This window comes from Streptomyces sp. JL2001 (assembly GCF_050917515.1).
Taxonomy (GTDB): domain Bacteria; phylum Actinomycetota; class Actinomycetes; order Streptomycetales; family Streptomycetaceae; genus Streptomyces.
On the sequence record NZ_CP169421.1, the window covers coordinates 264436 to 289947 of the forward strand.

A 25512-nucleotide genomic window follows, 5' to 3' on the forward strand; every position below is an offset into this window, starting at 1 on the left:
CGGATCAGGAGCCCGCGGGGTCGGCCGCCGAACGTACGGAGGCGGCCATGTGGTGTCCGACGCGGCGGACGAGCAGTTCCATCTCGTGGGCGAGTTGTCCGACGTCCGTCTGCACCTCGCTGAGCACGGCCAGCCTGCTTCCGTCGCCCGCCGGGGTGATGAAGAGGTAGGCGTCGTCGAGCATCACCATGGTCTGGCGCACCCCGCCCGCGGCGAAGCGTTCGCCCGCCGAGCGGGCGAGGCTGTGGAAGCCGGCGCAGACGGCGGCGAGGTGTTCGATATCCATCCGGCGCATGCCGTCCGAGCAGCTCAGCGGGAGACCGTCGACGGTGAGGAGCACGGCCTGACGGACATGGTCGGTTCTGGCCACGAGGTCGTCGAGCAGCCAGCCGAGGTCGGTACCGGGCCGGTCGGTACCGTCCCCGGACTCGGAGGCGCCGCCCGTCGGCCCCAGGTTCTCGGTCTCGGGGATCCGGGCCTCGCGGATCCGGGCCTCGCGGGTCTGGGCAGGGTGCTCTGGGAACTGGTCAGGGCGCATGGTCGACGTCGGTCCCTTCCTCGGTGTCGGTTCGCTGCGCGGGGCCGGACTGCCTGGTGCCCGGGTGCGTGGGCAGGCCCTTGCGGCCACGGTCGAGGCCGCGCTGGAAGGCTCCGAAGACCGCGCGCATCTCCTCCGGTGTGACCTCGCGTTCCGGTGGCCCGTCGGCCTCCGGTCCCGCGGTACGCAGTTCGGGTGCGAGGGAGGTCTGGCGAACCCGGGTGGGCAGCACGGGCGCGGCGGGGACCGGAGCGTCCTGCCGCACCAGGCCGACGTCCTGCTCGCGCTGCGCCGTCCGCCGCTCCTGCAGAACCGCGGTGCGCGCCCGCGAGGGCAGCCCCCGCGGGTCCGGCTCCGCCTCGAGGGCCAAACCCGTGGGTTCCACCGCCGCGAGAACCGCCTCCGGCAGCAGCACCACCGCCGTCGTGCCGCCGTACGGTGAACGGCACAGCGTGACCCTGATGCCGTGCCGTGCGGCGAGTCGCCCCACCACGTACAGCCCGAGCCGGTCGTGCCGGGCCGGGTCGAAGTCGTCCGGCCTCGTGATGGTCTCGTGGGCCTCCTCGATCTGTTCCGGCGCGAGACCGAGGCCCCGGTCGTCGATCTCGAGGACGAACCCGCTCCCCGCCCGCCCGGTACGCAGGGTGACCTGGGTGTGGGGAGGTGAGAACACCGTGGCGTTCTCAACGAGTTCGGCGATCAGGTGGACGACGTCGGCGACGGCATCGGCCGCGACGCCCACCTCCGGCATCGGGGGGACCACGACCCGCGCGTACTGCTCGATCTCGCTCACCGCGGAGGACACCACCTCGGCGACGGGCACGGGCCGCCGCCAACGGCGGCCCGGGGCCGAGCCGGAGAGGATGATCAGGCTCTCCGCGTGCCGCCGCATGCGGGTGGTCAGGTGATCGATCCGGAACAGGTCGTCCAGGACGTCCGGATCGTCGGTGCGCCGCTCCAGCGTGTCGACCAGTTTGAGCTGTCGGTGCACGAGCGCCTGGTTGCGGCGGGCGATGTTCAGGAGCACCGCGAACAGCCCTCGGCGCAGGGTGGCCTGTTTGACGGCGGCCTCGACGGCCGCGAGCCGGGCGGTGTTGAAGGACCGGCCGACCTGGCCGATCTCGTCGACCACCGCCTCCGCATCTGCCAGGGGCGGCGCCTCGGCGGCGGCGTCGATCTCCTCGCCGGCGCTCAACCGTTCCATGACGTGCGGGAGCTGACGGTTGGTCAGTAGATCGACGGCGTCCCGCAGCGACTCGAGGCGGCGCGAGATGCGCCGTGCCCCGCGCACCGCGAACCACAAGGACAGTCCTACGGCGGCCAGTCCCAGCACACCGACGATTGCGGCCTTGGCCATCTCACGGTAGGCGAACTCCCGCCCGCGCTCGGCGGAGTTGATCGCCGACCGGGTGCACAGCAGCATGTACTGCTTGACGGCGCGGTCCGTGGTGGTGCGCCAGGTACCAGCCGCGACGGCATCGCCCGCACCCTTCGCACCCGCCCGCAGCAGGGCGTCCTCACCCCGGGTCAGCTCCCGGTGGAGGTCTCCGCGCTGGAACTCCTCGAAGAGGGCGCGCGAGTCGGCCGGCAGGTCGGGCACATAGGTCCGCTCGAAGACCCGGCGGTCCTCGATCGTCGCGGTGAGGGTGTCGTACTGGCGGTCGGTGAGCGTTCCGGCGGCCCGTGCCCCGGCGACGAGCGCGTCCTCGCGGGACACGAACTCCCGCACCCGCACCAGCTCGACGACGACCTGTGCCTCGCGGGCCAGCTGTCCCGCCTGAAGTGCCGTGAGGGCGGACGGTACATCGAAACCGGGTTCCACCAGGGCGCTGTACTCGGCCACGGCCCCGTCCCAGGACACGGCGTGGGACAGCACCCGTCCACGCAGCCCCTCCAGCCCGTCGACCGAGTCGAGCACGATGTCGAGTACCTGCCGTTGGCGACCGGAGAGCAGGTCGCGGTCCCCGTACCGGATCGCGGTGCGCATCGCGGTGACGGCGCGGTCGGTGCGGCGCTCCTGCGCCAGCAGGTCGATGGCAGCCGCCGTTCCGTGCTCCTCGCCCAGGTACGCGGCCGCGAGGCGCCGCTCGATCTGGATCTGGCCGATCGCCGTGTCGACCGGCGTGCCGAAGGTGTTGTACACGTCCTGGAGACGGACGAGTGCGCGCAGTTCGCCGGTGACGGACACCATGGCGAAACTCCACAGCGTCATGAGGGCGATCACCGGAGCGAGCGCGAGGGCCACGATCCGCGTACGGACCGTGGTCGGACGGCCGAAGGGCCAGCGCATGGTCTCCCCAGGACGACAGGACGAATCGGGTGGCCGGGTGGACGTGTGGTGCCCCATGACTGTTACCCGCAGGTAGCGAGGCGGCTCAAACTAGTGGATCGTGTGCCCGGACCGCAATGGTCCGTACTGACTCACCGTTCAATGCCCACGGCCCGCCTCCCGGCCCGTCACGTCAGTCTCCGCGAGACACGGCGAAGACGGTGATGACCGCCGCGTGGTCGGAGGGCCAGTCGTTGCCCGCGGCGTCGGGCCAGGCACGCGGGGTTCCGCTGACGAGGGTGCGGGAGTCGAGAACGGTCAGGCCCCGGTGCAGGACGAAGTCGATCCGGTCCTGCGGTTCCGGACGCCCGCTGCCGTCCTCGTGCTCGGTGTGGACGGGCGACCAGGTGTGTCCGGGGTCCCGTACCGGGTCGGGGTGGGCCTCGCGGTAGGAGTCGCGCAGGCCCGCCCTCCTCGGCGGCCTTCGTCACCGGCCAGGCGACGTCCGCCAGTCCAGGTGCGAGGGCGCGTTGAAGTCCCCGACCAGGACGACCGGAACGGACCCGTCGCCGGAGTCGGCGACCCGCCGCATATCGCTCCCGGGGGCCGGCTCGCCCGGGCAGTCCTCGGATACGACGGCCATGATCGACCGGACATCCCATACGCTGTTGGAGGTAATACATGAACGAAGGACAACCATGGCCCGCCCTTACGACTCCGGACCCAAGCAGTTCGTCTTCGCGGTCGGTGACGGCAACGACCAACAGGTCTCCGTGGGCGACCCTCAGGAAGCGTACGTGGCGTTCTCGGCGTTCTTCCGGGATCGGAATTCCGGTACCTACACCATCGGTGACGAGCCGGCGGGGCAGAGTCTGGTACTCATGCCCGGCCAGGGTGTGATCGCCCGGGTCAAGGGCGCGGACCGGCCTCGATCGGAATACCTCCGGGTCGACCGGGCCAATCGCTACCTTCCGAGCGCGATGCTGTTCTTCGAGAACGGATATGCCGGCCTCGACCGCTTCGGCCAGTGGTTCTCCGACCTCGCTGACCTCGACGCGTCACCGGAGACTCGAGGCACTGCCCGCGCCGCCACGTTCACCACGGAAGCAGCCGCGATCGAAGAGGTCGCTCGGATCTGGGCAGATTCGGGCATCGTGGACCCGAGCGACCAGTACTACGTCTTCTTCGACTCGCACGATGTAGACGACGACCGAGCCGAACGAGCCGAACTGCTCGCGCTGATCGAGTTCCTCGGGATCGAACGAGTCAGTGCCCCGGCCGAGGTCGCCGGCGGCGAAGTCTGGGTGCGTACCGACGCACGCCTTGCCGCCGAATGCGCACGGTGGTCGTGAACAGGTGCGGGGTGGGGTCGCGACATCACCGTGGTGGTCGCCCCGCGCACGTGGCGGCCACGTCCAGCCGGCGCCGTTGCGGAGAGGCCCTGAGTTCATGAGAGACATCGTGTTCACCCGCAGCAGCGGATGGATTCCAACGGTGATCAGCGTGGACGGCCGGCTGAAGCTGATGCTCGGCGCCGGGGCCGACGCCAACCACGAGCCTCGCACGTTCACGTTCCCCATCAAGGAAGCCCATCTCGCGGTGATCCGGGAGGATCTGCCCAGACACCTGCTGCTGTGGAGTGCGGTCCTTCCGCTGTGCGACGCCGCCGGAACTGCGGGCCGGCTCGACGAGGACGCTGCCGCCGCCCTCCTGGACCCGGTTCTGCTCTCCTCGCCCGAGAAGGTCGACGCGCTCTTCCGGCGCATCCTGTGGGACAGGAGCCGGCTCGTTGCCCACGGCGCCGACATCGATCTGCTCAAGCGCGGACAGGTCTGCGCGGCGATGCGCGCGGCGACGGAGACACCGAACGAAAAGCGTGCCCAGGAGCATCACGCGGACCGCCGTCGCGCCCAGCGCGGCGCAGTCCTCGGCCCGCTCGACGCTGCGATTCTGCGGTACACGGGCCAGTACGCGCACGGCGCGACGGTTCCCAGGCGGATGCCCGATGCCGTCGACGCCGCGTTGCTGCCCGAGGTCATGAGGGTGATCGCGACCGCGGAGCAGGCGTGTGCCGGGATGCGGATCGACATCGATCCGCGACGGGGAAGACGCGCCGCGGACAAGCGCGACTGGAATCTGGTGGCGACGACGGTCGACTCGGCCGTCCGCCGTGCACACCCCGGACTCGTCGATGACGCGGTGCGAACGGTGAGCTTCCTGATGTGCTCGGAGACTTCGGACCGCTCCAGGAGCACACCCGTGGAAGATGACGCGGAGGATGCCGACGACCGCGCCGGCCTCGGTGGGGGTGCGAGTAGGACGGCCCTGACGTTCACCGACGACAAGGGCGCCGAGAAGAAGTGGCTGAGGAACGGCCGTCGCAGCGCTTCCGTGGAGTTCTGGGAGTTCGTCGGCGACCGCTCCGCCGCGGACAACGAAGTGTTCACCATCGAGGACGAGGAGATGGGTGAGGGGATCCAGCTCCACTTCTACGCGGACTCCATCGCCCGCATCACGACCGTGAGGGAGGGGAAGGGCAGGTCGGATCCGGAGTACCGGGTCGAGTACAGCCTGGTCGACGGGCTCAGCGACTATCGGAACCTGGTGAACGCCTTCGTCCGCGGCGGCTGCAGCGCGCTCGAACCGCACGGTCCCTGGATGTCGGATGTCGCCGAGTTCGAGCGCGCGCGTAGGCGGCGAGCGACGTCCGGACCCTGATGTCCTTCGACAACGCGTGCCCCAGGAAAATCGGTCTCCTCCCCAACCTGATCGGTCGACCCCACTCCCCCACGCTGGGGCCCTCGGGAAGGACAAGCCGGCGCCGGAGCCGGGGACGATATGGCGGGCGGTGGTTCCGCCCGGGCAGCGGGCGCGGATCGCAGACTCATCGGCAGCGCTGCGGAACGGTTGCTGCAGCTACGCGGCGTGCAGAGCGGGCCGACCGCCGAGGGCGCCGGGCAACTGCCGCACGGTCTCGGTTCAGTGCCGGTCTGATCGAGGCGGCCTCGAAGCGGACCGCGGTGGCGGCGGTGAACGGCGGGGTGAGCTCGTCAAGGTCGCGTCCATCGGTCGCCTGATCGTGGGAGTCGAGCAGATGGCTGCGCGTGAGCTCGGCCCGCAGCCGCCGGTCCTCCGCGGCCAAGCCCCGAAACCGGACTCCGACCCGGGCGACGGCGGTCGCTGCGAGCGTCCTCGACGGCCCATCGAAACCGGCCAGATCCCGTCTCCGCGCGGCGGTCCCACGGATGGGGCCGGAACACGCCGCCCGAGGCAGGAACCTTTCCAGCTTTCCGGCACTCATGATCGGTGAACGAGTCGCCCGGGCCGCCCGGGTCGACCCCGTCGAGGAAGAAGTAGAGGAATTACGTGCTCCGTTCGCCGCACCGACGCCTGGCCGTGGGCGCCACCGTCATCGCCGCGCTCGCCGGGGGTCTCGCCCCCGCCGCCACCGCCACCGCCGCACCGGCCCCCGTCACCACCACGACCACGCCCGCCGCATCCGCAGCCCCGGCGCCCGACATGGAGGGTGTGGTCGCCGCGCTGAACGCCGCCATGGCGAACGGGGCTCCGGGCGCGATGGCCCGGTACTCCGGCCCTGACGGCGTCCGCAGCCGGACCGTCGGCGTCCGGGACCGCGAGGCACAGGCCCCCATGGACATCCACGGGCGCTTCCGGATCGGCAGCGTCAGCAAGACGTTCTCGAGCGTCGTCCTCCTCCAGCTGGTGCAGGAGGGCCGCCTGGAACTGGACGCGCCGGTCAACCGCTATCTGCCGGGACTGCTGCCCGACGACCGCATCACGGTCCGTCATCTGCTGACCCACCGCAGCGGGTTGGCCGACTACACGGACGCCATGTTCGAGAAGACGGTGCCGGGCTTCGAGGCCGTGCGGAACCGCGTGTTCTCCTTCCAGGAGCTCGTGGACCTGTCCCTGGCCGAACCGCGCACCACGGAGCCCGGCGTCGCGTACAAGTACTCCAACACCAACTTCGTCGTGGTCGGCATGCTGATCGAGAAGCTCACGGACCGGCCGGTGGCGGACGCGTACGAGCGCCGCATCTTCAAGCCGCTGAAGCTGCGCGGGACCTCGTACGTCCACCCCGACACGCGCATCAAGGGGCTGCACGCGCACGGCTATCTGCACCCCGACGAGGCGGGGGCGCCGCTCGTGGACTCCACGGAGCAGACGGTGTCCTGGGCGCAGTCGGCGGGCGCCGTCATCTCCACGCCGGCCGACCTGAACACCTTCACGAGCGCGCTGATGCGCGGCCGGCTGCTGTCCCCGGCGATGCTGGACGCCATGACCACGGTCACCCCGACCGACACCACCAACACCCGGTTCTACGGGCTGGGACTGCGCCGCTACGACCTGTCCTGCGGGACCCAGGTGTTCGGCCACACCGGAACCGTGCAGGGCTTCTACACGTACGCCTTCTCGACGCGCGACGGCCGGCGCAGTCTGTCGGCCCTCGCGAACACCTCCAACCACGGGTCGGCGAACACGGCGCTCGGCGGGACCCTGGAAGCCGCGTTCTGCGGCAAGAAGCCGGCCGCCGCCTCGCCCACGGCCCGGGCCTTCACGGCGCCGGACTCGGCGACGGACCTGCCGGCGGAGCGGGACCTGCCCGAGCGGCACTGATGCCGGTGGACCGGCGCCGCTGAGGCCTAGACCTTCGAACGTCCCTGCCCGGACCACCGGTGTCCGTACCGGCGGTCCGGGCGGGGCCAGGGTCTGGTGCGGCAGTGGATCTCGGTCGTGGTTGATCACCTTCCGGGCGACCTGGGGGTCTGACGAAGGGCCGGTGCGCCTGCCTGACCGGAGACCGCTGGTGGGGATGATCCCTGGCGGAACCAGATGCGCCCGCGGGCTGGCGCGTATGGAGGCGAGGAACGCCATGACTGACTACTTGGCCGCTGCCAGAGGGACGTCGGATCGCACAATTCAAAGAAGGCGCCTTTTCAGCCCATCGTGACAGCATGCGGCAATGGCCTTCCGACACCCCGGCGGCGACTACGCGATCACCGCGATGTACTCCGTGCCCGATGACGCCTGGTATCTGGAACTGAATCTTGTGGCCGGGCAACGGAATCTCGTGACCGCCATCGTCCCCGACGAGGATCCGGCACGGGAGCCGACGGTGCGCTTCCATCCGCACGCAGGGCACGCGGACGTCCCGTACGAGGTCATGCGCTGGTTCATGCACCAGGTCGATGAAGAGATCCGCACCTCCCGTGCCTGGATGCGGCTGAGACCCGAACTCGTCGAGCCCATCTACCAACTCCGGCAGGAACACCTGGGCGCCATCGATGATGACGCCTTTGCTCATGTCCTGGCGGAGGTGCGCGCCACGGTCCCCGAGGCAGACGTCCCCGCCGTTCTGCAGGCCGCCTTCGGCCGGCATCCTGACGGCAGCTGCTGTCGGCCGTAGCAAGTCCGCTGGGGTGAACCCTGCCCCATTTCTTTGTGGTCGCCGATGAGCCGTACTCGGAGGAGTTCCGCCCGATGATGCACTGCCGACACCTCGGGCGGGTATTCGCGGAGCCGGTCCCCATGGCCACCGCTCAGCTGATCGAGACCGCGAGGGAAGCTGACCGACTGAGCCTGCGGGAGGGGGCCACGGCGCATGGCAGTCCGTCCTCGGGCGGTGGCGGGGCGTTGTTGATCATCGACAGAGTCGTTCGACAGAGTCGCCGCCTACTCCACCGAATCCCTGGTCCGGATCGGTAGCCCTTCGCGAGTTCCTTGACCCGTGCCTTCGGTCAGCGAAGCGATTCAGGCCGGGCGACGAAGCGTACGAGCTCCTCGGCAGCGCCGCGGGGCAGGCCGGCCACCGCCGCCTCCGGCAAGGCCATGATCACGGTGCGCAACTGCGTCCCGAGGTCTGGGAACAGGGCCCAGGCCGAAGCCGGGACGTTCACAGCGGCAAGCAACAGGTCACCCTCGTGGAAATAGGCGTCAAGCAGCGGCTCCTCCAGCAGCAGACGCACTGCGAGCGGAAGAGCGTACGACAGTGCCACCTGTTGCGATATGAGGGTGCGCAGATCCGCCGGACCGAGTTCGCCCAGCGGAACCCGCCGCAACTCATGCACCTTGCGCACCAAACGCGTCGCGTCAGAGCCAGGAGAAGGCCAGCGAGGTGGGTCCAGCTCGTCGAGCGTGCGGTCGAGGTGCAGCAGATGGTCCATGGGTTCATTGTCGCCGGAGCAGGACGCGAATCTCCGACTCTGGTCACCAGAGGTCTGGCGAAGGCTCAGGTCACTGGTCGGGCCACGTCAATGCTGAGCGGTGTCGGCATAGGCTCGTTCGATCGGCGGATTCGCCTCGATCACGGCGGTGGGTACGTGACGGCCGACGTCGTCACCCTTCCGGTCACGGCTCTTGCGCCGGGTGTCGCAACCATCAGACCATTCCCGGCTGCAGCCGACGGGCACCACGAGCAGAGAAGAACAGGCTCGGCAAGCCCCACTCAGCACCGCACGCACTCAGCGCAGCACGGCCGACAGCAGGTTCGTGCCCAGCGTCGTCATCGCGGACAGGTCGAGGGCGTAGTGGACGTACCGACCGCGCCGTCGGGCCGAAAGCAGCCCGGCGCGGCGCAGGACGGCGAGGTGGCGGGAAACCTCCGTTGGGTGAAAGTTCCCAGGCGTGGGCCAGCTCGCCGGTGGTGTGCGGACCACGGGCCAGGGTGCGCAGCAGTCGCAGCCGTACCGGATGTGCGAGCGCCTCCAGCCGTAGTGTGACCGTCTCCAGCGATACCGGCTCCGCTGTACTCGGCTCGGCCACGGGGTACTGCACCACCGGCTGCCACCCGGGCGCGTGGACCACCACCAGGTGCGGGCGGCCGAAGACGCTGGGGATGAAGGTGACCCCGTTGCCGTGGGCGGCGGTCGCCCTGTCCTGCAGCTTGTCCACGATGATGCAGTCGCCGTCCGGTGTCAGGGTGACTGCGCCGGAGACCGATGCGAGTGCCGCCCCGACGCCCTGGCGCTTCAGCAGGTCGTTCTTCAGGCGCAGGTCGGTGGCCAGTTCCACGGCGACGCTCTTCCAAGCGGCGTCGAAGAAGGCGTCGGCGCACTGTTCGAGGGTGTGGCGCACCCGTGCCCGCACGGCGATCGGGTCCGCGAGGAGCCTTTCCGCGAAGGCCTCTTGATGCGCGCCGCGGGCTTGAGCCAGGTCCAGGGCCCGCTCGCGCGCAGTCGTGTCGGTGAGCGGCGACGGCGCTGCGAAGTGGACCCGGTTGCTGCCGCACGTGGTGACAAGCGCGGAACTCACATACGTTTCGTCGTCGATCCGGTCCACGTCGTCCAACTCCTCGGCGAGGGTCGGCCGAGGTCGGGCCGGGACCAGGAAGTCGGCTCGTGAGGAACGCCAGAGGAATTCTGCCTCCCGCAGCCTCTCGGCCAGCTCCGGTCGCAGCCCCGCCCAGACATCCCCGGCCCAGCCGGCGAGTCGCGGATGATGCCCGGGATCGGCCAGCGCGTGCAGCATCGCGGTCAGCTCGGCCAGCGGGGAGGCCGCGAACCGCAATCGCTCGGATGGCAGGCCGCTGATGTCGATCCTCAACGTCACCCCGTCATCATCACCGACCGGACGGCCGGCGAGGGCGTCGATTGACGATGTCCGTCAACCCACGACGCCCGCCCGGCGGCCGAACGCACCGTTGACGCCATGGCAACCACCACCAAGATCCGCCCCCGCACCCTCGTCCGCGCCTCCGGAGGCCCCCGCTATGCCGTCGCCCTGACCGTGGACGCGCTCGGCACCGGCCTGCTGCGTCCCTTTCTGCTGCTCTACGGGGTGACGGTGCTGAGGCTGTCCGCGCCGGCCACCGGCATCGCCATGACGGCCGGCGTCGTCGTGGGTCTGGTGTGCATGCCCGCCGTGGGCCGATGGCTGGACCGGGGTGCACGCAGCACGGTCGTGGCCGCGTCGATGCTGGTGCGGGTGCTGGGCGTGGCGCTGCTGCTGGCCACCCCTGCGGGGCACGTCTGGCTGTTCGCCACCGCGGCGCTGCTCCTCGGCATCGGCAACCAGGCGTGGCCGGCCGCCCATGCGGCCCTCGTGGCCACCGTCGCCCGCGGCCGCGAACGCGACACCGCTCTCGCAGCAGGCCGCGCACTGCGCAACGCCGGCATGGGGGCGGGCGCTCTCCTCGCCACCGCATGCCTGGCGGGTGGCGCCACCGCATTTCAGGCGCTGGCGGCCGTCACCGGGCTCACCTATCTCGCTGCGGCGGCCTTGACATGGTCCGTCCACATGCGTGCACATCCGGCCGCTACTCCGGCCGAGGACGGGGACGACGGGCCCGCACCCCGGATGCGCGCGCTGCTGGCCGCCAACGTGGTCTACGCCTTCTGCCTCAACGTCCCCGAAATCGCGCTCCCTCTGATCCTGGTGACACAGTTGCACGCGTCGCCGGCGTGGTCGGCAGCCATCTTCGTGGCCAACACGGTGCTCGTGGTCACCCTGCAGGTTCCGGTCACCGTCCTGATGTCCCGATTCTCGCGGCGGTCCGTGCTGGCTCTCGCCGGCGTGGTGCTCGCCACGTCCTACCTCGGCTTCCTCGCGGCCACCTCGCTGGGCCACGGCTGGGGTGCCCCGGCCGTCGCCACGGTGTCCGTGGTCTGCACCCTCGGCGAGATCATCTATGCCGGCAGCGCCACCGCGCTCGTCACCGCCCTCGCCCCGGCCCAAGTCCTGGGACGCACCCTGGCGCACTTCCAGCTCTCCACAGGCTTCGGCCTCGCCGTCTCCCCGGCGGTCATCACCGCTCTCGCACCCCACGGCCCGGCCGTCCTCTGGGGCAGCCTCTCCGCTGCCACACTCCTCTCCGCCGGCGCGGTCGCCACCGAGAAGGATCGAAGCCCGGCTCAGCGGTTGATCCCGCCGCGCGCGAGCAGGCTCGTGAGCTCCGCGATCGCCTCCGGCGACGGTCCGAAGTAGCAGCGGACGTACTCCGGCTTCTGGCGTCGGGACTTCGCCGTCAGCATCACAGGGACGCGCCCTGCTCGCCGAGGTGGGTCAGCGAAGAGTGGCGGTACTCGTACGGATCCCAGCTCGTGCTCGGCCCCCGAAGGGCCGTGTGGCCCTCTGATCCAGGAGCGTCCACGAGAGCCGGCAGGAGGACATGCCACCCGCGCCGGCCCGGACGGCGCGGGCGGCCCGGCAACGGCCGGTGCCCGGCCTCGTGATGAGGCCGGGCACCTGATCTTCCGCCCGCGTTCAGAGCGTCGACGGGGCCGGAGGGTCGAGGGCTTCCAGTGTGCCCCTGACGTCGCCGATGCCGGTCGAACCGCCGGATGCGTAGACGCAGTTGCCGGCCACGCCGACGGGACACGCCGTGGCGGCCGCGGCGAGGCCGAAGCGAGGGGTCGGCAGCGGAGGCAGTTCCGTCCAGAGGTTCGAGACGGGGTTGTACGACTGGACAGTCCCCAGGGGAGGTCCGTTCACGATGTTCCCGCCTCCCACCGTGTAGAGGCAGGTTCCGCTCTGCCCGGGCGGGCAGGTCGTCGCGGTCGTGGCCGCGCCGGACCGGGCCGAAGGAGCGTGGCCGACGGTGGCCGGACCTCAGCAGCCTCCGGCGCCGGTGCCGCGACCGAGCGCGTCCCAGGCGATCTTCCTGTGTGGGTCCGGGGGCAGCGGCTTGGGCCGCCGGTGGTGCCGGACGAACAGGTCCACCTGGACGACGGGGGTGAGAGCCTGGTGCAACTCCCGGTGCAGAGCGACGGTGTCGGTTTCCGGGCTCAGCAATGTGGACCGGGTCCGGCCGTGCTGCAGTTGGACGGTCAGGGTGATCGTGACGGACTCAGGCAGCGGGTCCCCGTCGTACGGCTCCTCGACCGAGTGGTCGATCCGGATCCGTCGTACCTTGGCGAGCGGCCTCGGCCGGCCCGTGCGGGCGCCCCGGACCAGCGCGACGGTGGCCGGCATCGTGGCGGGCGAGAACCGGAGCCGATGCACGTCCAGGAAGGCCAGACATGCCCCCGCGAGCGCCCCGAAGACGGCGCCCACAGCGCCCACGACCCCGGCGACCGCCCAGACCGGACCCCACCCTGCACCAGCGAACAGCATCACGATGTAGACCGGCAGGGTGCACAGCACCCCGATCGCGGCCCACAAGGGCAGAGCGCGCACCATTCCGAGCGAACTCCTGGCGGCGTGCCGGAGAGACCCGCCTCCCTCCTGGAGAACCAGGTCGATCACATCGGGATTCGAACGGTCCACCCCCACCGTCTGCATGACACAAGGTTAGTGCAGCGTTACCGAATGTGGAATGGTTCGACGCCCGGGGACGGCCCCCCTGGCGGGTGTGGCTGGCCGACCAGCGGCTGGTGATCGTCAAGCAGATCACCGACAGCGGGGACACGAGCGCTGACGCGAAGACGCGCTTCGCGCGGGAGGTCGCCGGGCCGCGCCTGGCGGGGCGGGGCGCCGGGGTCGCCGGCGCCCCCGCGGTGGTCGGCCGTCCGGGGAAGGCGCGGCGGCCATCCCACTGGTGAGGTCGCGGGCGATGTCGTGGATCCAGCGACGCCCACGTGCGGGCGCGCGTCCGTACGACCGTGCCGCGCGCCTCGGGCGTCGAACTCAGCGGACCGCGGGCGACGGCTGTTGTCAGGTCCGGTTCGTCAGGTGGGGCAGAGGATGAACAGCGGGAAGGCCCGCCGGGCGGGCTGGTCGCCGATCTCGTCGAGCGCCGCCCGGATCTCGTGGAGATGGCCGGTGGTCATCTGCAGGGGTGGTTCCTCGGGCTGGTACACGGTGCGGACGGGGTAGTCCACGCCCGGGCGGCGGGTCATCTCGATGTGGCATCCGAGAATGTGGGTGATCGTCCGCTCGTCGCAGAAGTCGATGAGACGGTCGATCGTCCGGCGGAAGGCCTGCCAGTCCTGAATGTAGAGCCGGCCCGGGTAGACGGTGTCCCCGGTCAGGAGGATCCCGGTCCACCGGTCGTAGAACGTCACCGAAGCGTCATGGTGGCCCGGGGTGGCCAGGCACTCCAGCACGCGGCCGCCCAGATCGACCTGGGCGACCGACTCGGGGCGGTCGTCGAATCCGAAGTACGGCCAGGCGGCAGCGCGTTCCGCGCCGACCACCGTCGTGTCCGGGCGGTCGGCGAACTGGCCGTCTCCCGCGACATGGTCGCCGTGCGGATGCGTGTGCAGCACCAGCAGCTGGTAGTCGGCCCGAGGATGACGAGCGAGCCAGGACCGGACGAGTTCGTCGACCACGCGGCGCAGCGGAAGGAACCGGGGGGAGGCGGTGGCACCGGTGTCGATCAGCACCGCTCGTGTGTTTCCCATGAGCAGGAAGAGGAAGGGCGCCTCGTAGTCGATCGCCATATTCTGCCGGAGGATGAACGTGTGCTCGTCGTAGGCGTGCACCTGGATGTCGGGGTCGGTGTTGTGCTTGGCCGACGGCGAGCCGTGGATCCACCGCACATCGAGCGGCCGAGGCCGGGCCGGCGCGTCGGCGAAGTCGATCGGTGAGATCCGGGAGCCCATGGTGTCCCCTCGTCCGCGTCGCCGTCCTGAAGGGTGCGCCGCAATGTGCCCAGGTGAGGCCCGTGCACGCCTCGGCGACGAGGGTAGCAACCGGAATCGGCCGGTTGCCCGCACGCGGCAGCGTGGAGCGGCGTCGGCCGGTCTCACGTACTGCGCCCCGCCGACCATCAGGTCGGCGGGGCGCAGCGGCGGCCGAAGCCCGGATCACCGAACCACGTCACCCTGTCGACGGGGCGTCACCGGCGATGTCAGGGGACGCGGACGCACGTGGTGCCGCTGACGGGCTTGTGCTTGATGGCCTTCCGGGTGAGCGGACCGTAATCGCCGTCCACCGTGGTCCCGGCCTTCTGCTGGGCGCGGCGCAGCGCGGCGTCGGTGGCGGCCCCGAAGTCCTGGTCCACCACGAGCCTTTCGCCGTAGCACATGTTGAGCGTCTCCTGCAGCGTGCCCACCGCGACGCTGTTCATGACGCCCTGGGAGAGGGCGCAGTTGACGTTGACGCTGGTCGTGCCGTAGTTGGGCACCCAGGCTCCGTAGTACTTGGCGCTCCAGTTGCACGTCGGGTTGGCCGCCGCAGCCGGTGCGGCTGAGCCGAGCGCCATCGCTCCGGCACTTCCCAGCGCCAGGACGGTCGCGAGCAGTGCGTTGACGGGCTTGCGCACAGGGATCTCCTTTTCGGGAATCGGGCAGGAAGGACGCCGCCGGGCCGCCGGCGGCGGGGCGACGGAACTGCGTGTGCTATACGGCGAACCTTGTCAGCCGTGATCGGCGGCAGCCATCATGTTTCGCCGTATGTAAAAGACGCACGGCAATCGGGGGGAACTGCATGCTCCGCATTCATTTCACCGATGCCGATCTCGGGCGTACGCGGGTGGCTGCCGCCGCGGACCCGTTCTGGGAGATCGCCTCCAGCCTGCATCGATTCCAGACGCGCCGCGGGCGCTGGGCTTATGCCGAATGGCATCGCACGGCACGGAGCCGGCTTCGCGAGCAAGGGCTCGAAACGGCTGTACGCACCATGCTGTTACCGCTTTTCCCGCGGGCGGCCTATTTCCCCGATTTCCTCACGCCGGCCGCCGGGGGCGGCGGCTGGGAGGCCGGTGTGGACGCGATCCTGTCCACACCGGCCCCTCAGGTGCTGCAGGAAGTGGAGATGCTGGCCCGAGTGACCGGCGCTCCCCCATGGGCGCCCCGCCTCGCCGAGCCGGAGATCCGCACGGAGCTGGTGCGGGTGTTACGGGCCTACTACAACGCCGTCGTCGCGCCCCAGGCCGACCATGTCCAGGCGACCCTGGAGGCTGAGCGGTGTCTCCGGACCCGCGCCCTGCTCACCGAGGGCATCGACGGGCTTCTCCGGAGCCTGCGTCCGACCATGCGGTGGGAGCCGCCGGTCCTCCATGTGAGCGCGCTCGGCGGCGACCGGGATCTTCATCTGGCCGGCCGCGGGCTGCTGCTCGTGCCCTCGTACTTCTGCTGGGGCTCGCCCGTGCCCATCGCCGATCCCGAGTTGCCGCCGGTCGTCGTGTATTCGGTCCTCGACGGGATGCCGAGCTGCGAACGGGTCCCGGCGCCGGCCGCCATGGCGGCCCTGGCCGGAGTCGTCGGCCGGAGTCGTGCCGGCATCCTCCATGCCTGCGCGGCGGGGGCGACCACGGGTGAACTCGCCCGAGCGGTGGGGATCTCCGCCTCGGCCGCGACTCAGCACACCTCCGCACTGCGCGACGCCGGACTGATCAACAGCCGGCGCTCGGCGAACCGGGTGCTGCACACCCTCACCCCACTCGGCGCGGCGCTGATCAGGGCCGATCCCTTCGCACCCGCTCTGGCAATGCGACAGTCGCCCGGAGGGGCGGACATGGCCCCCGCCTGATCCCACGACACACGGCAGGACGCGAGGGCTTCCCGGTCCAGCGGACGGGATTCTGCTCGTACTCGCGCACGCGCCGGACGCATTACGGGCCGTGCGCACGGGACTCGCCGGAGTTCGTCCGTCCGCCACGGAAGCCCGGCACGGGTCACGATTCCCGTCGCGCCGTCACCAGGCCCGTCTCGTACGCGGCGATGACCGCCTGGGCCCGGTCCCGGACGCCGAGCCCGGCGAAGAGGCCGGTGATGTGGTTCTTCACGGTGGACGCGCTGACGCCGAGCCGTTCGGCTATCTCCGTGTTGTCCAGTCCGGCGGCGATCAGCCGCCACACCTCCCTCTCGCGCGGCGTGAGTCCTTCGGCACCGGACGGCACCCGGGGCGACGTGGGGTGGATGGGGGCCTTGACGTGCGAGGAGATGAGGCGGGTGAGGAGCCTGGGGGCGAGAATCGCCTCGCCGTCGCGGACCACCTGCAGGGCCGCGACCAGGTCCTCGGGTGAGATGTCCTTGGGCAGGAAGCCGTACGCCCCGGCACGCAGAGCGGCCACGACGTGCTCGTCCATGTCGAAGGTGCTCAGGGCGAGGACGCGGCAGTCGGGCAGTTCGGCGACGAGACGCTCGGTCGCGGCGATGCCGTCGAGGACCGGCATGCGGATGTCCATGATGACCACGTCGGGTCGGTGTTCATGGGCCAGGCGTACGGCATCGGCACCGTCGGCGGCTTCGGCGACGACCTGGAAGTCCGGTTCGGGGGCGAGCATCAGGGCGAGGCCGCGGCGTACCAGGGGCTGGTCGTCGGCGATGAGGACGGTGGCGGGCGCGGTCACGCGTACGCCTCCTCGTGTTCGGGGCGCAGAGGCAACCGGGCCCGGACGGTGAAGCCACCGCTGTCGCCGGGCCCGGCGTGCAGGGTTCCGCCGTGCAGGGCGACGCGTTCGCGCATTCCCATGAGGCCGTAGCCGGAGCCTCGTGCGGAGGGGTGTTCGGGACGTGGGCCGTCGTCGGTGACGGTGACGCGCACCTCGCGGGGCGCGTAGCTGAGGCGGACGTCCACCTTCGCGCCGTGGCCGGCGTGCTTGCGCGCGTTGGTGAGGGCTTCCTGGACGATGCGGAACACGGCGAGGGCGACGCTGGGCGGCAGAGTCCGCGTGTCGCCGTCGCTGGTGAGGGTGGTGGGCAGGCCGGAGCGGCGGCTGTCCTCGACGACTCGTTCGAGGTCGGCGATGCCGGGCTGCGGCGCGGTGCCCTCTCCCTCGTCGCGTTCGTCGCCCGCGCGCAGGACGTCGAGCAGGTGGCGCATCTCGTGCAGGGCGGTGCGGCCGGAGCCTTCGAGGGTGACGAGGGCCTCCCGGGCGGTCGCGGGAGACCGCTCGAGGTTGGCGCGGGCGCCGCCGGCGAGCAGCTGCATCGTGGTCAGGTGGTGGGCGACGATGTCGTGCAGCTCGCGGGCGATCCGGCGTCGTTCGTCGGCGACCGCGCGGTCGGCGAGGAGTTGCCGGTGGGTCTCGGCGTTGCGCTGCCAGCGGCCCACGGCGACGGCGGTGCCGGCCACCAGCAGCGCGGAGGCGGCGTTGGCCGCGAGGTCGAGCAGGGAGGGGGAGGGCAGGGCCGGGTGCACGAGCTGGAGCACCGCGACGTGCCCGACGACGGCGAGGGCGCTGACGACGGCACGGTGGTGACGTACGACCGTGAAGAGGGCGACGACGGTGGCGGCGCCGTAGTGCTGGCCGACGGCGCTGAACCAGTTGAGCGACAGGTTCGTCGCCAGGACGCCCACGAGGACGCCGAGCGGGGCGCGGCGGCGCGCGAGCAGGAACAGGGAGGCGGCGGCCACGACCAGGCAGCCGGCCGCGGGGACGCGGCCCTGGTCCATCTGGCTGGTGACGGTGAAGCCGACCAGGTCGACGGCCGCGGCCCCGACGGCGACGAGCCCGTCGTGCCGGCTCCACAGGTCGGGGCCACCGCGTCGCGGGGCCGCCCCCTGCGATGCCCGGCCCCGCTTCGCTGCGCTCTCGCGCCGTTTCATGTCGCCCCCGCGTTCTCCCTGTGATCACCGCACTGGCCTGCTGAGCTGCGGCTTGTCCGTCGGTGATCCATTGTGTCAGCCCGGTTCGCGGCGCCGGGTCGGGAGCGGGAGTGAGCGGCGGCTGGGAGCAGGGTCCCAGCCGAGGGGTGGTGGAGGGCCGTGCTCCCAGGCGGATTCTCGTTCCCGGCTCCGAGGTCCGGACCGGATGGCGCTGATGTGCTGGACACGTGCCGGAAGTCGCCCGGCACGGGGCGCCCGGGTATCCGCGGCGCCGTGCTCACCACCGCGTACGCCGATCCCGTACGCGCACTCGTACCGGAGGACTTCCGTGATCCGTGCCCTGACCGGTTTCTCGACCCGCAGACCTTGGCGGGTCATCGCCTTGTGGGCGGTGATCGGCATCTTCGTGTCCGTCCTGGGCCAGGTGCTGGTCTTCCGCGTGACGCAGACCGACAGCGCCGGCTTCCTGCCTGCGGAGTACGACGCGGCCGCGGCGCTGCGGGTCGCCGAGGAGAAGTTCGGCGCGGAGCCCGGCGCCGACGTGGTGACGGTGCTGGTGGCCCGGCGCGACGGCAGGCCGCTGGCCGACTCGGACCGGCGCCGTGTGGGCGAGGTGGCGCGCAGGCTGAGCGCCGAGCACGTGAAGATGCCGTGGGCCGACGAACAGATCCCGGGGCTCTCCAGGGACTACTCCCAGGTCCCCCGGGTGGCGCTGTCGATGACCGCGCCCGACGGGTCGTTCGCGCTGCTGAGCGCCCGGTTGCGGGGCAATCCGACCGACCCGGGCCTGCACGCGCTCTATCGGGCCTTCAGCGACCGTGCCGAGAAGGAGTTCGGCGATGCCGGGCTGCGCACGGGGTTCACCGGGGGCCTGGCGGACACCGTGGACCGAGCGGACGCGGAGAAGACCACGCAGACGGTGGTCGGTGCGCTCATGGTGGGGTTGATCGTGCTGGTCAACGTGCTGGTGTTCCGCAGTGTCCTGGCCGCGTTGATCCCGCTGTTCGCCGTGTCCGTGGTGGGTGGAGCGGCGGCCGGTACGGTCGTGGGAGCGGCCCTGCTCACCGGCTTCGACCTGGACCCCGGCACCCCTGGCCTGATCGGCACCGTGCTGCTCGGCATCGGCGTCGACTACTTCCTGTTCCTGCTGTTCCGCTTCCGCGAGGAACTGCGACGGCGCCCGGAGGCGCACCACCGGGTGGTGGCCGCGGACGTGGCCGGCCGGGTCGGCACCGCGGTGACCTCGGCGGCCCTGACGATCGTGGCGGCCTTCGCCACCCTCGGTGTGGCCAGGTTCGGTCAGTTCCGCGTGCTCGGCCCCGCGGTGGCGGTGTCCGTGCTGGTGATGCTCGTGGCGAGTCTGACCCTGATGCCGGCGCTGCTCGCGGTGGCGGGGCGGCGCATGTTCTGGCCGTCGCGGAGCCTGAAGAAGGCCGAGCGGCCGGGTCTGGCCGGCCGGACCGGCGAGCTGGTGGCGCGTCGCCCGCTGCTGGTGCTCACGGCGTCGGTCGCTCTCCTCGGTGCTCTCGCGGTCGGGGCGACGGGCGTGCAGATGGACTTCAGCACCGGCGGCGCTCCGCGCGACACGGCGGCCGCGGCGACGGCGCGGGAGATCGCCCGCGTCCTGCCGTCGGGAGTGTCCGATCCGACGACGGTGTACGTCACCGCCGGGGACGGCCGGGCGCTGGACGTCGCCGCGCTCGGCGGCCTGCCTCGCGCCCTGGCCCAGGTGGAGGGCGTGGGCCGGGTCGGCTCCCCCGTGTTCAGCGCCGACCGCACCGCCGTCCGGTGGGACGCGTACCTGACGGAGGACGCGCAGAGCCAGCGCGCTCGCGACCTGGTGGCGGGCCCGGTGCGCGAAGCCGTCCGCAAGGCGACGCCGGCCGGGTCGACGGCCCATGTGGGTGGCACGGCGGCCGTGTTCGCCGATGTGGCGACGGCGGTCGACGAGGACCTGCGGACCGTGTTCCCGGTGGCGGCGGCGCTGATCGCCCTGATCCTGCTGGTGCTGCTGCGCAGCCTGGCGGCTCCGGCCGTGCTGATGCTCGCGGTCGGACTGTGCTTCGCGGCGACGTTCGGCGCCTCGGCGCTGGCCTTCCAGCACCTGGGCGGCGAGCCGGGCGTGAACTTCGTCCTGCCGCTGGTGCTGTTCCTGTTCGTGGTGGCCCTGGGCACCGACTACAACATCCTCATCAGCGACCGGCTCCGGGAGGAGATGGCCCGCGCGGGGTCGACCCGCGCGGCCGTGGCCCGCGCGGTACGCCACACGGCGCCGGCGATCGCCACGGCGGGCGTCGTGCTGGCGGCCTCCTTCGGCAGCCTCGGCGTGAACGCGGACCCTTCCACGCGGCAGATCGGTTTCGCGACGGCGCTGGGCATCCTGCTCTCCGCCTTCGTCCTGTCCCTGCTGCTGGTGCCGGCGGCCGCGGCGCTGCTGGGGCGCGGGATGTGGTGGCCGATGCGCGGGGGCTCCGCCGGGAGCGCGAGGCGCACCGGGTCGGCCTCGACGGAACCCGAGGGCGTCTCCGTCGGTCACCCGCGCGCGTACCCGGGGCACGCCCCTCTCGGTACATCGGTCGGGACCGGGGAGGAGGCGAGCGCCGTGTACGGCCCCGCGGACGCCGACGGGCCGTCCCGTACGGCCGACCGGCTGGTCCACCGGACCGCGCGGCGGACGGCGCACGACGACGGGTGACGAGGAGACGACGCGTCTCCGGGCCGGCCGGTGGCCGCCGGACCCGCCGCGTCCAGCGCGGCGGGCCGGCTGTCCGGACTGGTCCCTACTCCTCCCACGGTGGCTTTCCGTCGGACATCAACTGGTACACCTCGAAGGGGACGGCCGCCTCGACGCCGAGCGCGGGGCCGGCCATGCGCGCTGCCCAGGTCAGGAAGGCGCGGGGTTCGAAGCCCTGCTCCCCCAGTCCCCTGGTGTACTCGGCGTGCGCGGACAAGGAGGCGATGCCGCGTTCCAGCGGCTCTCCCGTGACGTCCACGGCATGGGTGGGCCGTTCGGGCCCGGCCATGCACACGAGGCGGACTCCGCCCCACGGTTCGAGTCCCTCGTCTCCCAGTTCGGGGAAGATCCATCGGTTGCCCGCGTCCCTCGCGGCGTCCAGGGCCGCGAGGCCCACCACACGGTGGTCGGCCTGGTTGGTGACACCGGCGATCATCCGTACGGTGAAAGCCCCGGTCACCACGATCTCGGGCCGGTGCCGCCGGATGGCCCGCACAATGTCGCGGCGCAGGTCGGGCCCGTACTGGACGACGCCGTCGGGATGGTCGAGGAACTCCACCGTGCTCACGCCGACCTCGCGGGCGCCGGCACGCTCCTCGGCCTCGCGCAGTGGCCCCGCCTGGACGGGGTGCATGCTGTCGATACCTGCCTCCCCGCGGGTGACCAGGAGATAGGTCACCCGTTTCCCCTGGGAGGTCCAGCGGGCGACGGCCGAGGCCGTGCCGTACTCGATGTCGTCCGGATGGGCCGCCACGGCCAGGCACCTCTCCCAGTCCTCCGGCAGCGGCGGGAGCGCGCCCTGCGGGCCGAACGGGCCCGTGTCATCTCGCGTCGTCATCTTCTGATACTGGCCCTGAGGAACCGTCCTGACACCGAGGCGCGCGCCCGAACCCGCGAAGGGCCGACGACATCGGGCCCACGGCGTGCGCGGCTTCCCGGTCCACCGGGCCGCCCGCCTCGCTCCACCCCCCGGGCACCTGACGAACCAGTGGGTCCGCGCCGCCTGCCTCGGGCCCACGGCGGAGAGACCGCCGCCGCAGCGGGGGTGGCTCCGCCCCCGGCCGCCCGGGTGACCGGGGACCGCCCGACGGGGCTGCTCCAAGTGGAGGCGACGAGTGGTGGAAGCCCAGGCCCGAACGCAGGCTGGCGTACGCGCCCTGCCCGGCCATGCTGCGGGGCGCGGCCATGCCAACCGTCCCCCGACCGGAGTGGCCAGGGACGTCAGAGAGACGAGATCACATGGCGGAACACGACATCGGTCCCGGGCCCCTGCCCTCCCGCGCCGGGACCGGGACGGCCGCACGGAGCCGAGCTCGGCACATCCCACCACGACTCGGCCGGGGCGCGCGTACGAAGGCGGCGCTCCTCGCCGCCTGTCTGGGCGTCCTCGGTGCGGTCGGGACCGCGCCGAGCAGCGCCCAGTCGCCGCCCAACGGCGGGCCTCCGGCACGGTTCGTGCCGGGTCCCTGCCCCCAGACGCCCGTCCCGGTCCCCGGGCGGTGCGGCTTCCTGGAGGTTCCCGAGAACCGCAAGCTCCGCAAGGGACGGACCATCCGGCTGGCCGTCGCCACCATCCCGGCTGCATCGAAGACACCGGCCCCGGACCCCGTGGTGTTCATGGAAGGGGGCCCCGGCGGAGACGCGTTCGGAGCCATCCCCTTCCTGATCGACTCCGGCGTGAACCGCGACCGCGATCTGATCGTCATGGCCCAGCGCGGCACCCTCCACTCACAACCGAACCTCGCCTGCCCGGAGATGGACCGGTTCAACGCGACCGCCGTCGGCCTGCCCTACGACGCGCCGTCCACCGGACGGGGGCTGGTACGGGCGGCGAAGGAGTGCCGGAACCGCCTGACGGCCGAGGGAAACGACCTCGCGGCCTACAACACCACCGAGAACGCCGCGGACTTCGCCGCCCTCCGCAAGACCCTGGGCATCAAGAAGTGGAACGTCTACGGCTACTCCTACGGCACCGACCTGGGCCTCACCTATCTCCGCCGGCACCCCCAGGGCATCCGCTCGCTGGCGATCGACTCGGTCGTGCCGCCGCAGATCGTGAGCCTGCCGTGGGCCTGGGACAGCGCCCAGGAGGGGATCAACGCGATCTTCGCGGCGTGCGAAGCCCAGCCCGCCTGCAAGTCCCGCTACCCGGAGCTCTCCCGCACGCTCACGGAGCAGGTCCGGCGGCTGGAGGCGAACCCGCTGAGGCTGACCGTACCGCCGCCTGGTGGCGGCACCCCGGTGAAGGTCGTCCTCGACGGGGGCACGCTGGTGAACCTGCTGGTCGCCGACGGCGCCCTGGTCCCGTCCGCCGACGTCCCCGCGGCGCTCTACGAACTCGCCGCCGGCAATCCGGAACGCTTCGCGCGGGCCCAGGCCGCCGGCGCGACGCCCGCCGTCGGCGAGTTCGCCCACGGGCTGACGCACTCGGTGGCCTGCGCCGAGTGGGCCCCGGGCTTCTCGAAGCGCGACGTCCTGACGGCGGGTCGCCGGGCCTTCCCCGGATGGCCGGACTCCGTGCTGGCGCACGCACCGCAGCTGCCCTTCGAGCACGACCTGTGCCGCGTCTGGAACGTCCCGGACCGCACCGCGGTCCAGCGGGTGGCCACCCGCAGCAAGGTGCCCGCGCTCATCATCAGCGGGACCTTCGACGCGAAGACCGGGGCGAGCTGGGGGCCGTTCGCCGGCCGTACGCTGCCGCGCTCGACCGCCGTGGTGATTCCCGGCATCACCCATTGGGTGGTGCCGCAGAACACCTGCGCCGCGTCGGTCCTGCTCTCCTTCCTGGAGCGGCCGACCGCCCCCGACACCGGCTGCGTGCCGGGAGTCGAACCCAAGCCGTTCACCCTCATCCCCTGACCGGAGTACGCACGATGTCCCCGAGTACGACCCCCAGCCGGCGCCGCGCGAGACGGCTCCCGGCCACGCTGGCCGGAGCCGCGGCCGGCGCCCTCGTCGTCGGCCTGGCCGCCATGCCCGCACACGCCCGGTCCGGCACCGACGGCCCGATCGGCACGGTCGCCCGTACGGTGGGCGACGCCCGCTTCGAACCGGGTCCCTGCCCCAGGACGGCGGACCCGATCCCCGATCTCGCGCGCGCCCGCTGCGGCACCCTCACCGTGCCCGAGAAGCGTTCCCCGGCCAGACCCAAGGGGCCTTGGGGGCACCACGGACGCACGATCACCCTCGCTGTCGCGATCATGCCCGCGGAGAGCAGCAGCCCCGCGCCCGACCCGATCGTGTGGTTCGCCGGCGGCCCCGGCGACGACGCGGTCTCCGAGATCCCGATGGCGCTCGCCGGCAACCTGAACCGCGATCGCGACGTGGTCTTCATGTCGCAGCGCGGCACCTACTCGGCCGACCCGGAGCTCACCTGCCCGAACATCGACCGGTTCAACGCCCGTGCCCTCGGCCTCGTCTCCAACGCGCCGTCCACCGGGCGCCTGCACGTCGAGGCGACCCGGACCTGCCGCGACCGCGTGGACGCCAAGGGCGCCGACCGCAGCACCTACAACGACATCGAGAGCTCGGCCGACTACGACGCCCTGCGCAAGACGCTGGGTGTCAGGAAGTGGAACGTCTTCGGGATCTCCTACGGCACCCACTTGGCGCTCAACTACATGCGTCTGCACCCGAAGGGCATCCGCTCGGTCGGCATCGACGGCGTCCTGCCGCCGTCCATCGCCGGCGGGGCGGTGACCTGGAAGGCCGCACGAGAGGGTTTCGACGGCCTGTTCAAGGCGTGCGAGGAGCAGCCCGCCTGCAACACCCGCTACCCGAACCTCAAGGCGACCTTCCTCCGCCTCGTCAGCGAGCTGGAGGCCCACCCGGTCACCACCACCGTCACGGTCCCGGTCCACCCGGAGCCGGTGAAGGTCGTGCTGGACGGGGGCAACCTGGTCACCTGGCTGACCTCGGCCACCCACGTGGCGGCCGGTGTGCCGCGCTCCATCGACGAACTGGCCCACGGCAACCCGCAGCGGATCGCCGAGCAGCTCGCGGGTGGCAAGTACAGCCCGCAGGCGATCGGCAGGGTCGCCCACGGGCTGGTCTACGGCGTCTTCTGCAGCCAGTGGACCCCGTACGAGAGCCGGGCGGACATCATCCGGGGCGGGCGCCGCGCGTTCCCGTCGTTCCCCCGGTCGATGCTGGCCAACGCGCCGCAGCTCGCCTGGCTCCACGACGACTGCCGCGCCTGGGACGTCCCCCCGGCGCCCCGGTCGGTCCGGGACGTGACCCGCAGCGACATCCCGACCCTCGCGCTGTCCGGCGGGTTCGACGCCCAGACGGCGCCGAGCAACGGGGCGTACGTCGCCCGCACGCTGCGTCGCTCGACCGCCGTCACGGTCCCCTACGTCGCCCACGTGGTGTTCGCCGACTCGCGGTGCGCGCAGACGATCACCACGTCGTTCTTCGCCCGGCCGACCGCGCCGGACACCAGCTGCCTGGCGGGACTGCAGCCGCCGCAGTTCGAGATCGCACCGTAAGGCGCCCCCGGCGGCGACCGCCGGCCACGGTGCCCGCACGGCGGGGGCCCGCATCCCGCTGGGGGATGCGGGCCCCTGCCGTGCGGGCCGA

Annotated in this window: 19 protein-coding genes and 3 pseudogenes; 10 read left to right on the forward strand and 12 right to left on the reverse strand. The window is 71.7% G+C overall.

Features of this window, described 5'->3' with window-relative positions:
* Positions 1-4: 4 nt before the first annotated feature.
* The 3 genes and pseudogenes from ACE1OA_RS01200 to ACE1OA_RS01210 form a co-directional block, all read right to left on the reverse strand.
* Positions 5-538, reverse strand: coding sequence for a roadblock/LC7 domain-containing protein (locus ACE1OA_RS01200; RefSeq protein ID WP_386540494.1), 534 nt, complete (start codon positions 536-538; stop codon positions 5-7).
* Positions 528-2828 carry a nitrate- and nitrite sensing domain-containing protein gene (locus ACE1OA_RS01205; RefSeq protein ID WP_432752048.1) on the reverse strand — a complete coding sequence of 767 codons (2301 nt, stop codon included), beginning with the start codon at positions 2826-2828 and terminating at the stop codon, positions 528-530. Before ACE1OA_RS01205 ends, ACE1OA_RS01200 begins: the two co-directional genes overlap by 11 nt.
* Positions 2829-3000: 172 nt before the next feature.
* Positions 3001-3375 (reverse strand): annotated as a pseudogene (locus ACE1OA_RS01210) (endonuclease/exonuclease/phosphatase family protein); the annotation flags it as partial.
* A gap of 130 nt (positions 3376-3505) precedes the next feature.
* Between ACE1OA_RS01210 and ACE1OA_RS01215 the strand changes: the two are divergent.
* The 4 genes from ACE1OA_RS01215 (at position 3506) to ACE1OA_RS01230 (ending at position 8235) form a co-directional block, all read left to right on the forward strand.
* Positions 3506-4159, forward strand: a complete 654-nt coding sequence (locus tag ACE1OA_RS01215) for a DUF6357 family protein (protein ID WP_432752049.1) — start codon at positions 3506-3508, stop codon at positions 4157-4159.
* 97 nt (positions 4160-4256) lie between these two features.
* Positions 4257-5525: a DUF6357 family protein gene (locus tag ACE1OA_RS01220; RefSeq protein ID WP_432752050.1), complete on the forward strand. Its 1269-nt coding sequence runs from the start codon at positions 4257-4259 to the stop codon at positions 5523-5525.
* 801 nt (positions 5526-6326) lie between these two features.
* Entirely contained in the window at positions 6327-7445 is a 1119-nt protein-coding gene (locus ACE1OA_RS01225; RefSeq protein ID WP_432754023.1) for a serine hydrolase domain-containing protein, read from the forward strand.
* A 346-nt stretch (positions 7446-7791) separates the two neighbouring features.
* Positions 7792-8235, forward strand: a complete 444-nt coding sequence (locus ACE1OA_RS01230; RefSeq protein WP_432752051.1) for a hypothetical protein — start codon at positions 7792-7794, stop codon at positions 8233-8235.
* 331 nt (positions 8236-8566) lie between these two features.
* On the opposite strand, the gene ACE1OA_RS01235 is transcribed toward ACE1OA_RS01230, so the two are convergent.
* Together ACE1OA_RS01235 and ACE1OA_RS01240 are read right to left on the reverse strand one after the other, a co-directional pair.
* Positions 8567-8992, reverse strand: coding sequence for a contact-dependent growth inhibition system immunity protein (locus ACE1OA_RS01235; RefSeq protein ID WP_384867220.1), 426 nt, complete (start codon positions 8990-8992; stop codon positions 8567-8569).
* Between the two features lie 297 nt (positions 8993-9289).
* Positions 9290-10376, reverse strand: a pseudogene (locus tag ACE1OA_RS01240) (DUF5937 family protein).
* A gap of 99 nt (positions 10377-10475) precedes the next feature.
* Between ACE1OA_RS01240 and ACE1OA_RS01245 the strand changes: the two are divergent.
* A complete protein-coding gene (locus ACE1OA_RS01245) occupies positions 10476-11750 on the forward strand; it encodes an MFS transporter (protein ID WP_432752052.1) in 1275 nt (424 codons plus the stop codon).
* Between the two features lie 279 nt (positions 11751-12029).
* On the opposite strand, the pseudogene ACE1OA_RS01250 reads toward ACE1OA_RS01245, so the two are convergent.
* Together ACE1OA_RS01250 and ACE1OA_RS01255 are read right to left on the reverse strand one after the other, a co-directional pair.
* Positions 12030-12287, reverse strand: a pseudogene (locus ACE1OA_RS01250) (Kelch repeat-containing protein); the annotation flags it as partial.
* A gap of 87 nt (positions 12288-12374) precedes the next feature.
* Positions 12375-12944, reverse strand: a complete 570-nt coding sequence (locus ACE1OA_RS01255; protein ID WP_432752053.1) for a hypothetical protein — start codon at positions 12942-12944, stop codon at positions 12375-12377.
* A 131-nt stretch (positions 12945-13075) separates the two neighbouring features.
* Here ACE1OA_RS01255 and ACE1OA_RS01260 point away from each other — a divergent pair, with 131 nt between their 5' ends.
* Positions 13076-13306, forward strand: coding sequence for a hypothetical protein (locus tag ACE1OA_RS01260; RefSeq protein WP_384867223.1), 231 nt, complete (start codon positions 13076-13078; stop codon positions 13304-13306).
* Positions 13307-13432: 126 nt separating this feature from the next.
* On the opposite strand, the gene ACE1OA_RS01265 is transcribed toward ACE1OA_RS01260, so the two are convergent.
* Positions 13433-14308, reverse strand: a complete 876-nt coding sequence (locus tag ACE1OA_RS01265; RefSeq protein ID WP_384867225.1) for an MBL fold metallo-hydrolase — start codon at positions 14306-14308, stop codon at positions 13433-13435.
* 248 nt (positions 14309-14556) lie between these two features.
* Positions 14557-14970, reverse strand: coding sequence for a peptidoglycan-binding domain-containing protein (locus tag ACE1OA_RS01270; protein ID WP_356608919.1), 414 nt, complete (start codon positions 14968-14970; stop codon positions 14557-14559).
* Positions 14971-15134: 164 nt separating this feature from the next.
* Here ACE1OA_RS01270 and ACE1OA_RS01275 point away from each other — a divergent pair, with 164 nt between their 5' ends.
* On the forward strand, positions 15135-16178 hold the full coding sequence (locus tag ACE1OA_RS01275) for a helix-turn-helix domain-containing protein (protein ID WP_384867227.1): 1044 nt from the start codon (positions 15135-15137) through the stop codon (positions 16176-16178).
* A gap of 145 nt (positions 16179-16323) precedes the next feature.
* Here ACE1OA_RS01275 and ACE1OA_RS01280 read toward each other — a convergent pair whose 3' ends face one another.
* Positions 16324-17001, reverse strand: coding sequence for a response regulator (locus tag ACE1OA_RS01280; RefSeq protein ID WP_432752054.1), 678 nt, complete (start codon positions 16999-17001; stop codon positions 16324-16326).
* Entirely contained in the window at positions 16998-18200 is a 1203-nt protein-coding gene (locus tag ACE1OA_RS01285; RefSeq protein ID WP_432752055.1) for a sensor histidine kinase, read from the reverse strand. The genes ACE1OA_RS01280 and ACE1OA_RS01285 overlap by 4 nt, the downstream gene beginning before the upstream one ends.
* Positions 18201-18528: 328 nt before the next feature.
* Here ACE1OA_RS01285 and ACE1OA_RS01290 point away from each other — a divergent pair, with 328 nt between their 5' ends.
* On the forward strand, positions 18529-20895 hold the full coding sequence (locus ACE1OA_RS01290; protein ID WP_432752056.1) for an MMPL family transporter: 2367 nt from the start codon (positions 18529-18531) through the stop codon (positions 20893-20895).
* Between the two features lie 85 nt (positions 20896-20980).
* Here ACE1OA_RS01290 and ACE1OA_RS01295 read toward each other — a convergent pair whose 3' ends face one another.
* Positions 20981-21772, reverse strand: a complete 792-nt coding sequence (locus ACE1OA_RS01295; protein WP_432752057.1) for a PIG-L deacetylase family protein — start codon at positions 21770-21772, stop codon at positions 20981-20983.
* 401 nt (positions 21773-22173) lie between these two features.
* On the opposite strand from ACE1OA_RS01295, the gene ACE1OA_RS01300 reads away from it, so the two are divergent.
* Both ACE1OA_RS01300 and ACE1OA_RS01305 read left to right on the forward strand, forming a co-directional pair.
* The gene (locus ACE1OA_RS01300; RefSeq protein WP_432752058.1) at positions 22174-23793 is read left to right on the forward strand and encodes an alpha/beta fold hydrolase; all 1620 of its coding nucleotides are present in this window, start codon (positions 22174-22176) and stop codon (positions 23791-23793) included.
* A gap of 14 nt (positions 23794-23807) precedes the next feature.
* Complete coding sequence (locus tag ACE1OA_RS01305) at positions 23808-25421, forward strand: alpha/beta fold hydrolase (protein WP_386540521.1); 1614 nt, start codon at positions 23808-23810, stop codon at positions 25419-25421.
* Positions 25422-25512: the final 91 nt, after the last annotated feature.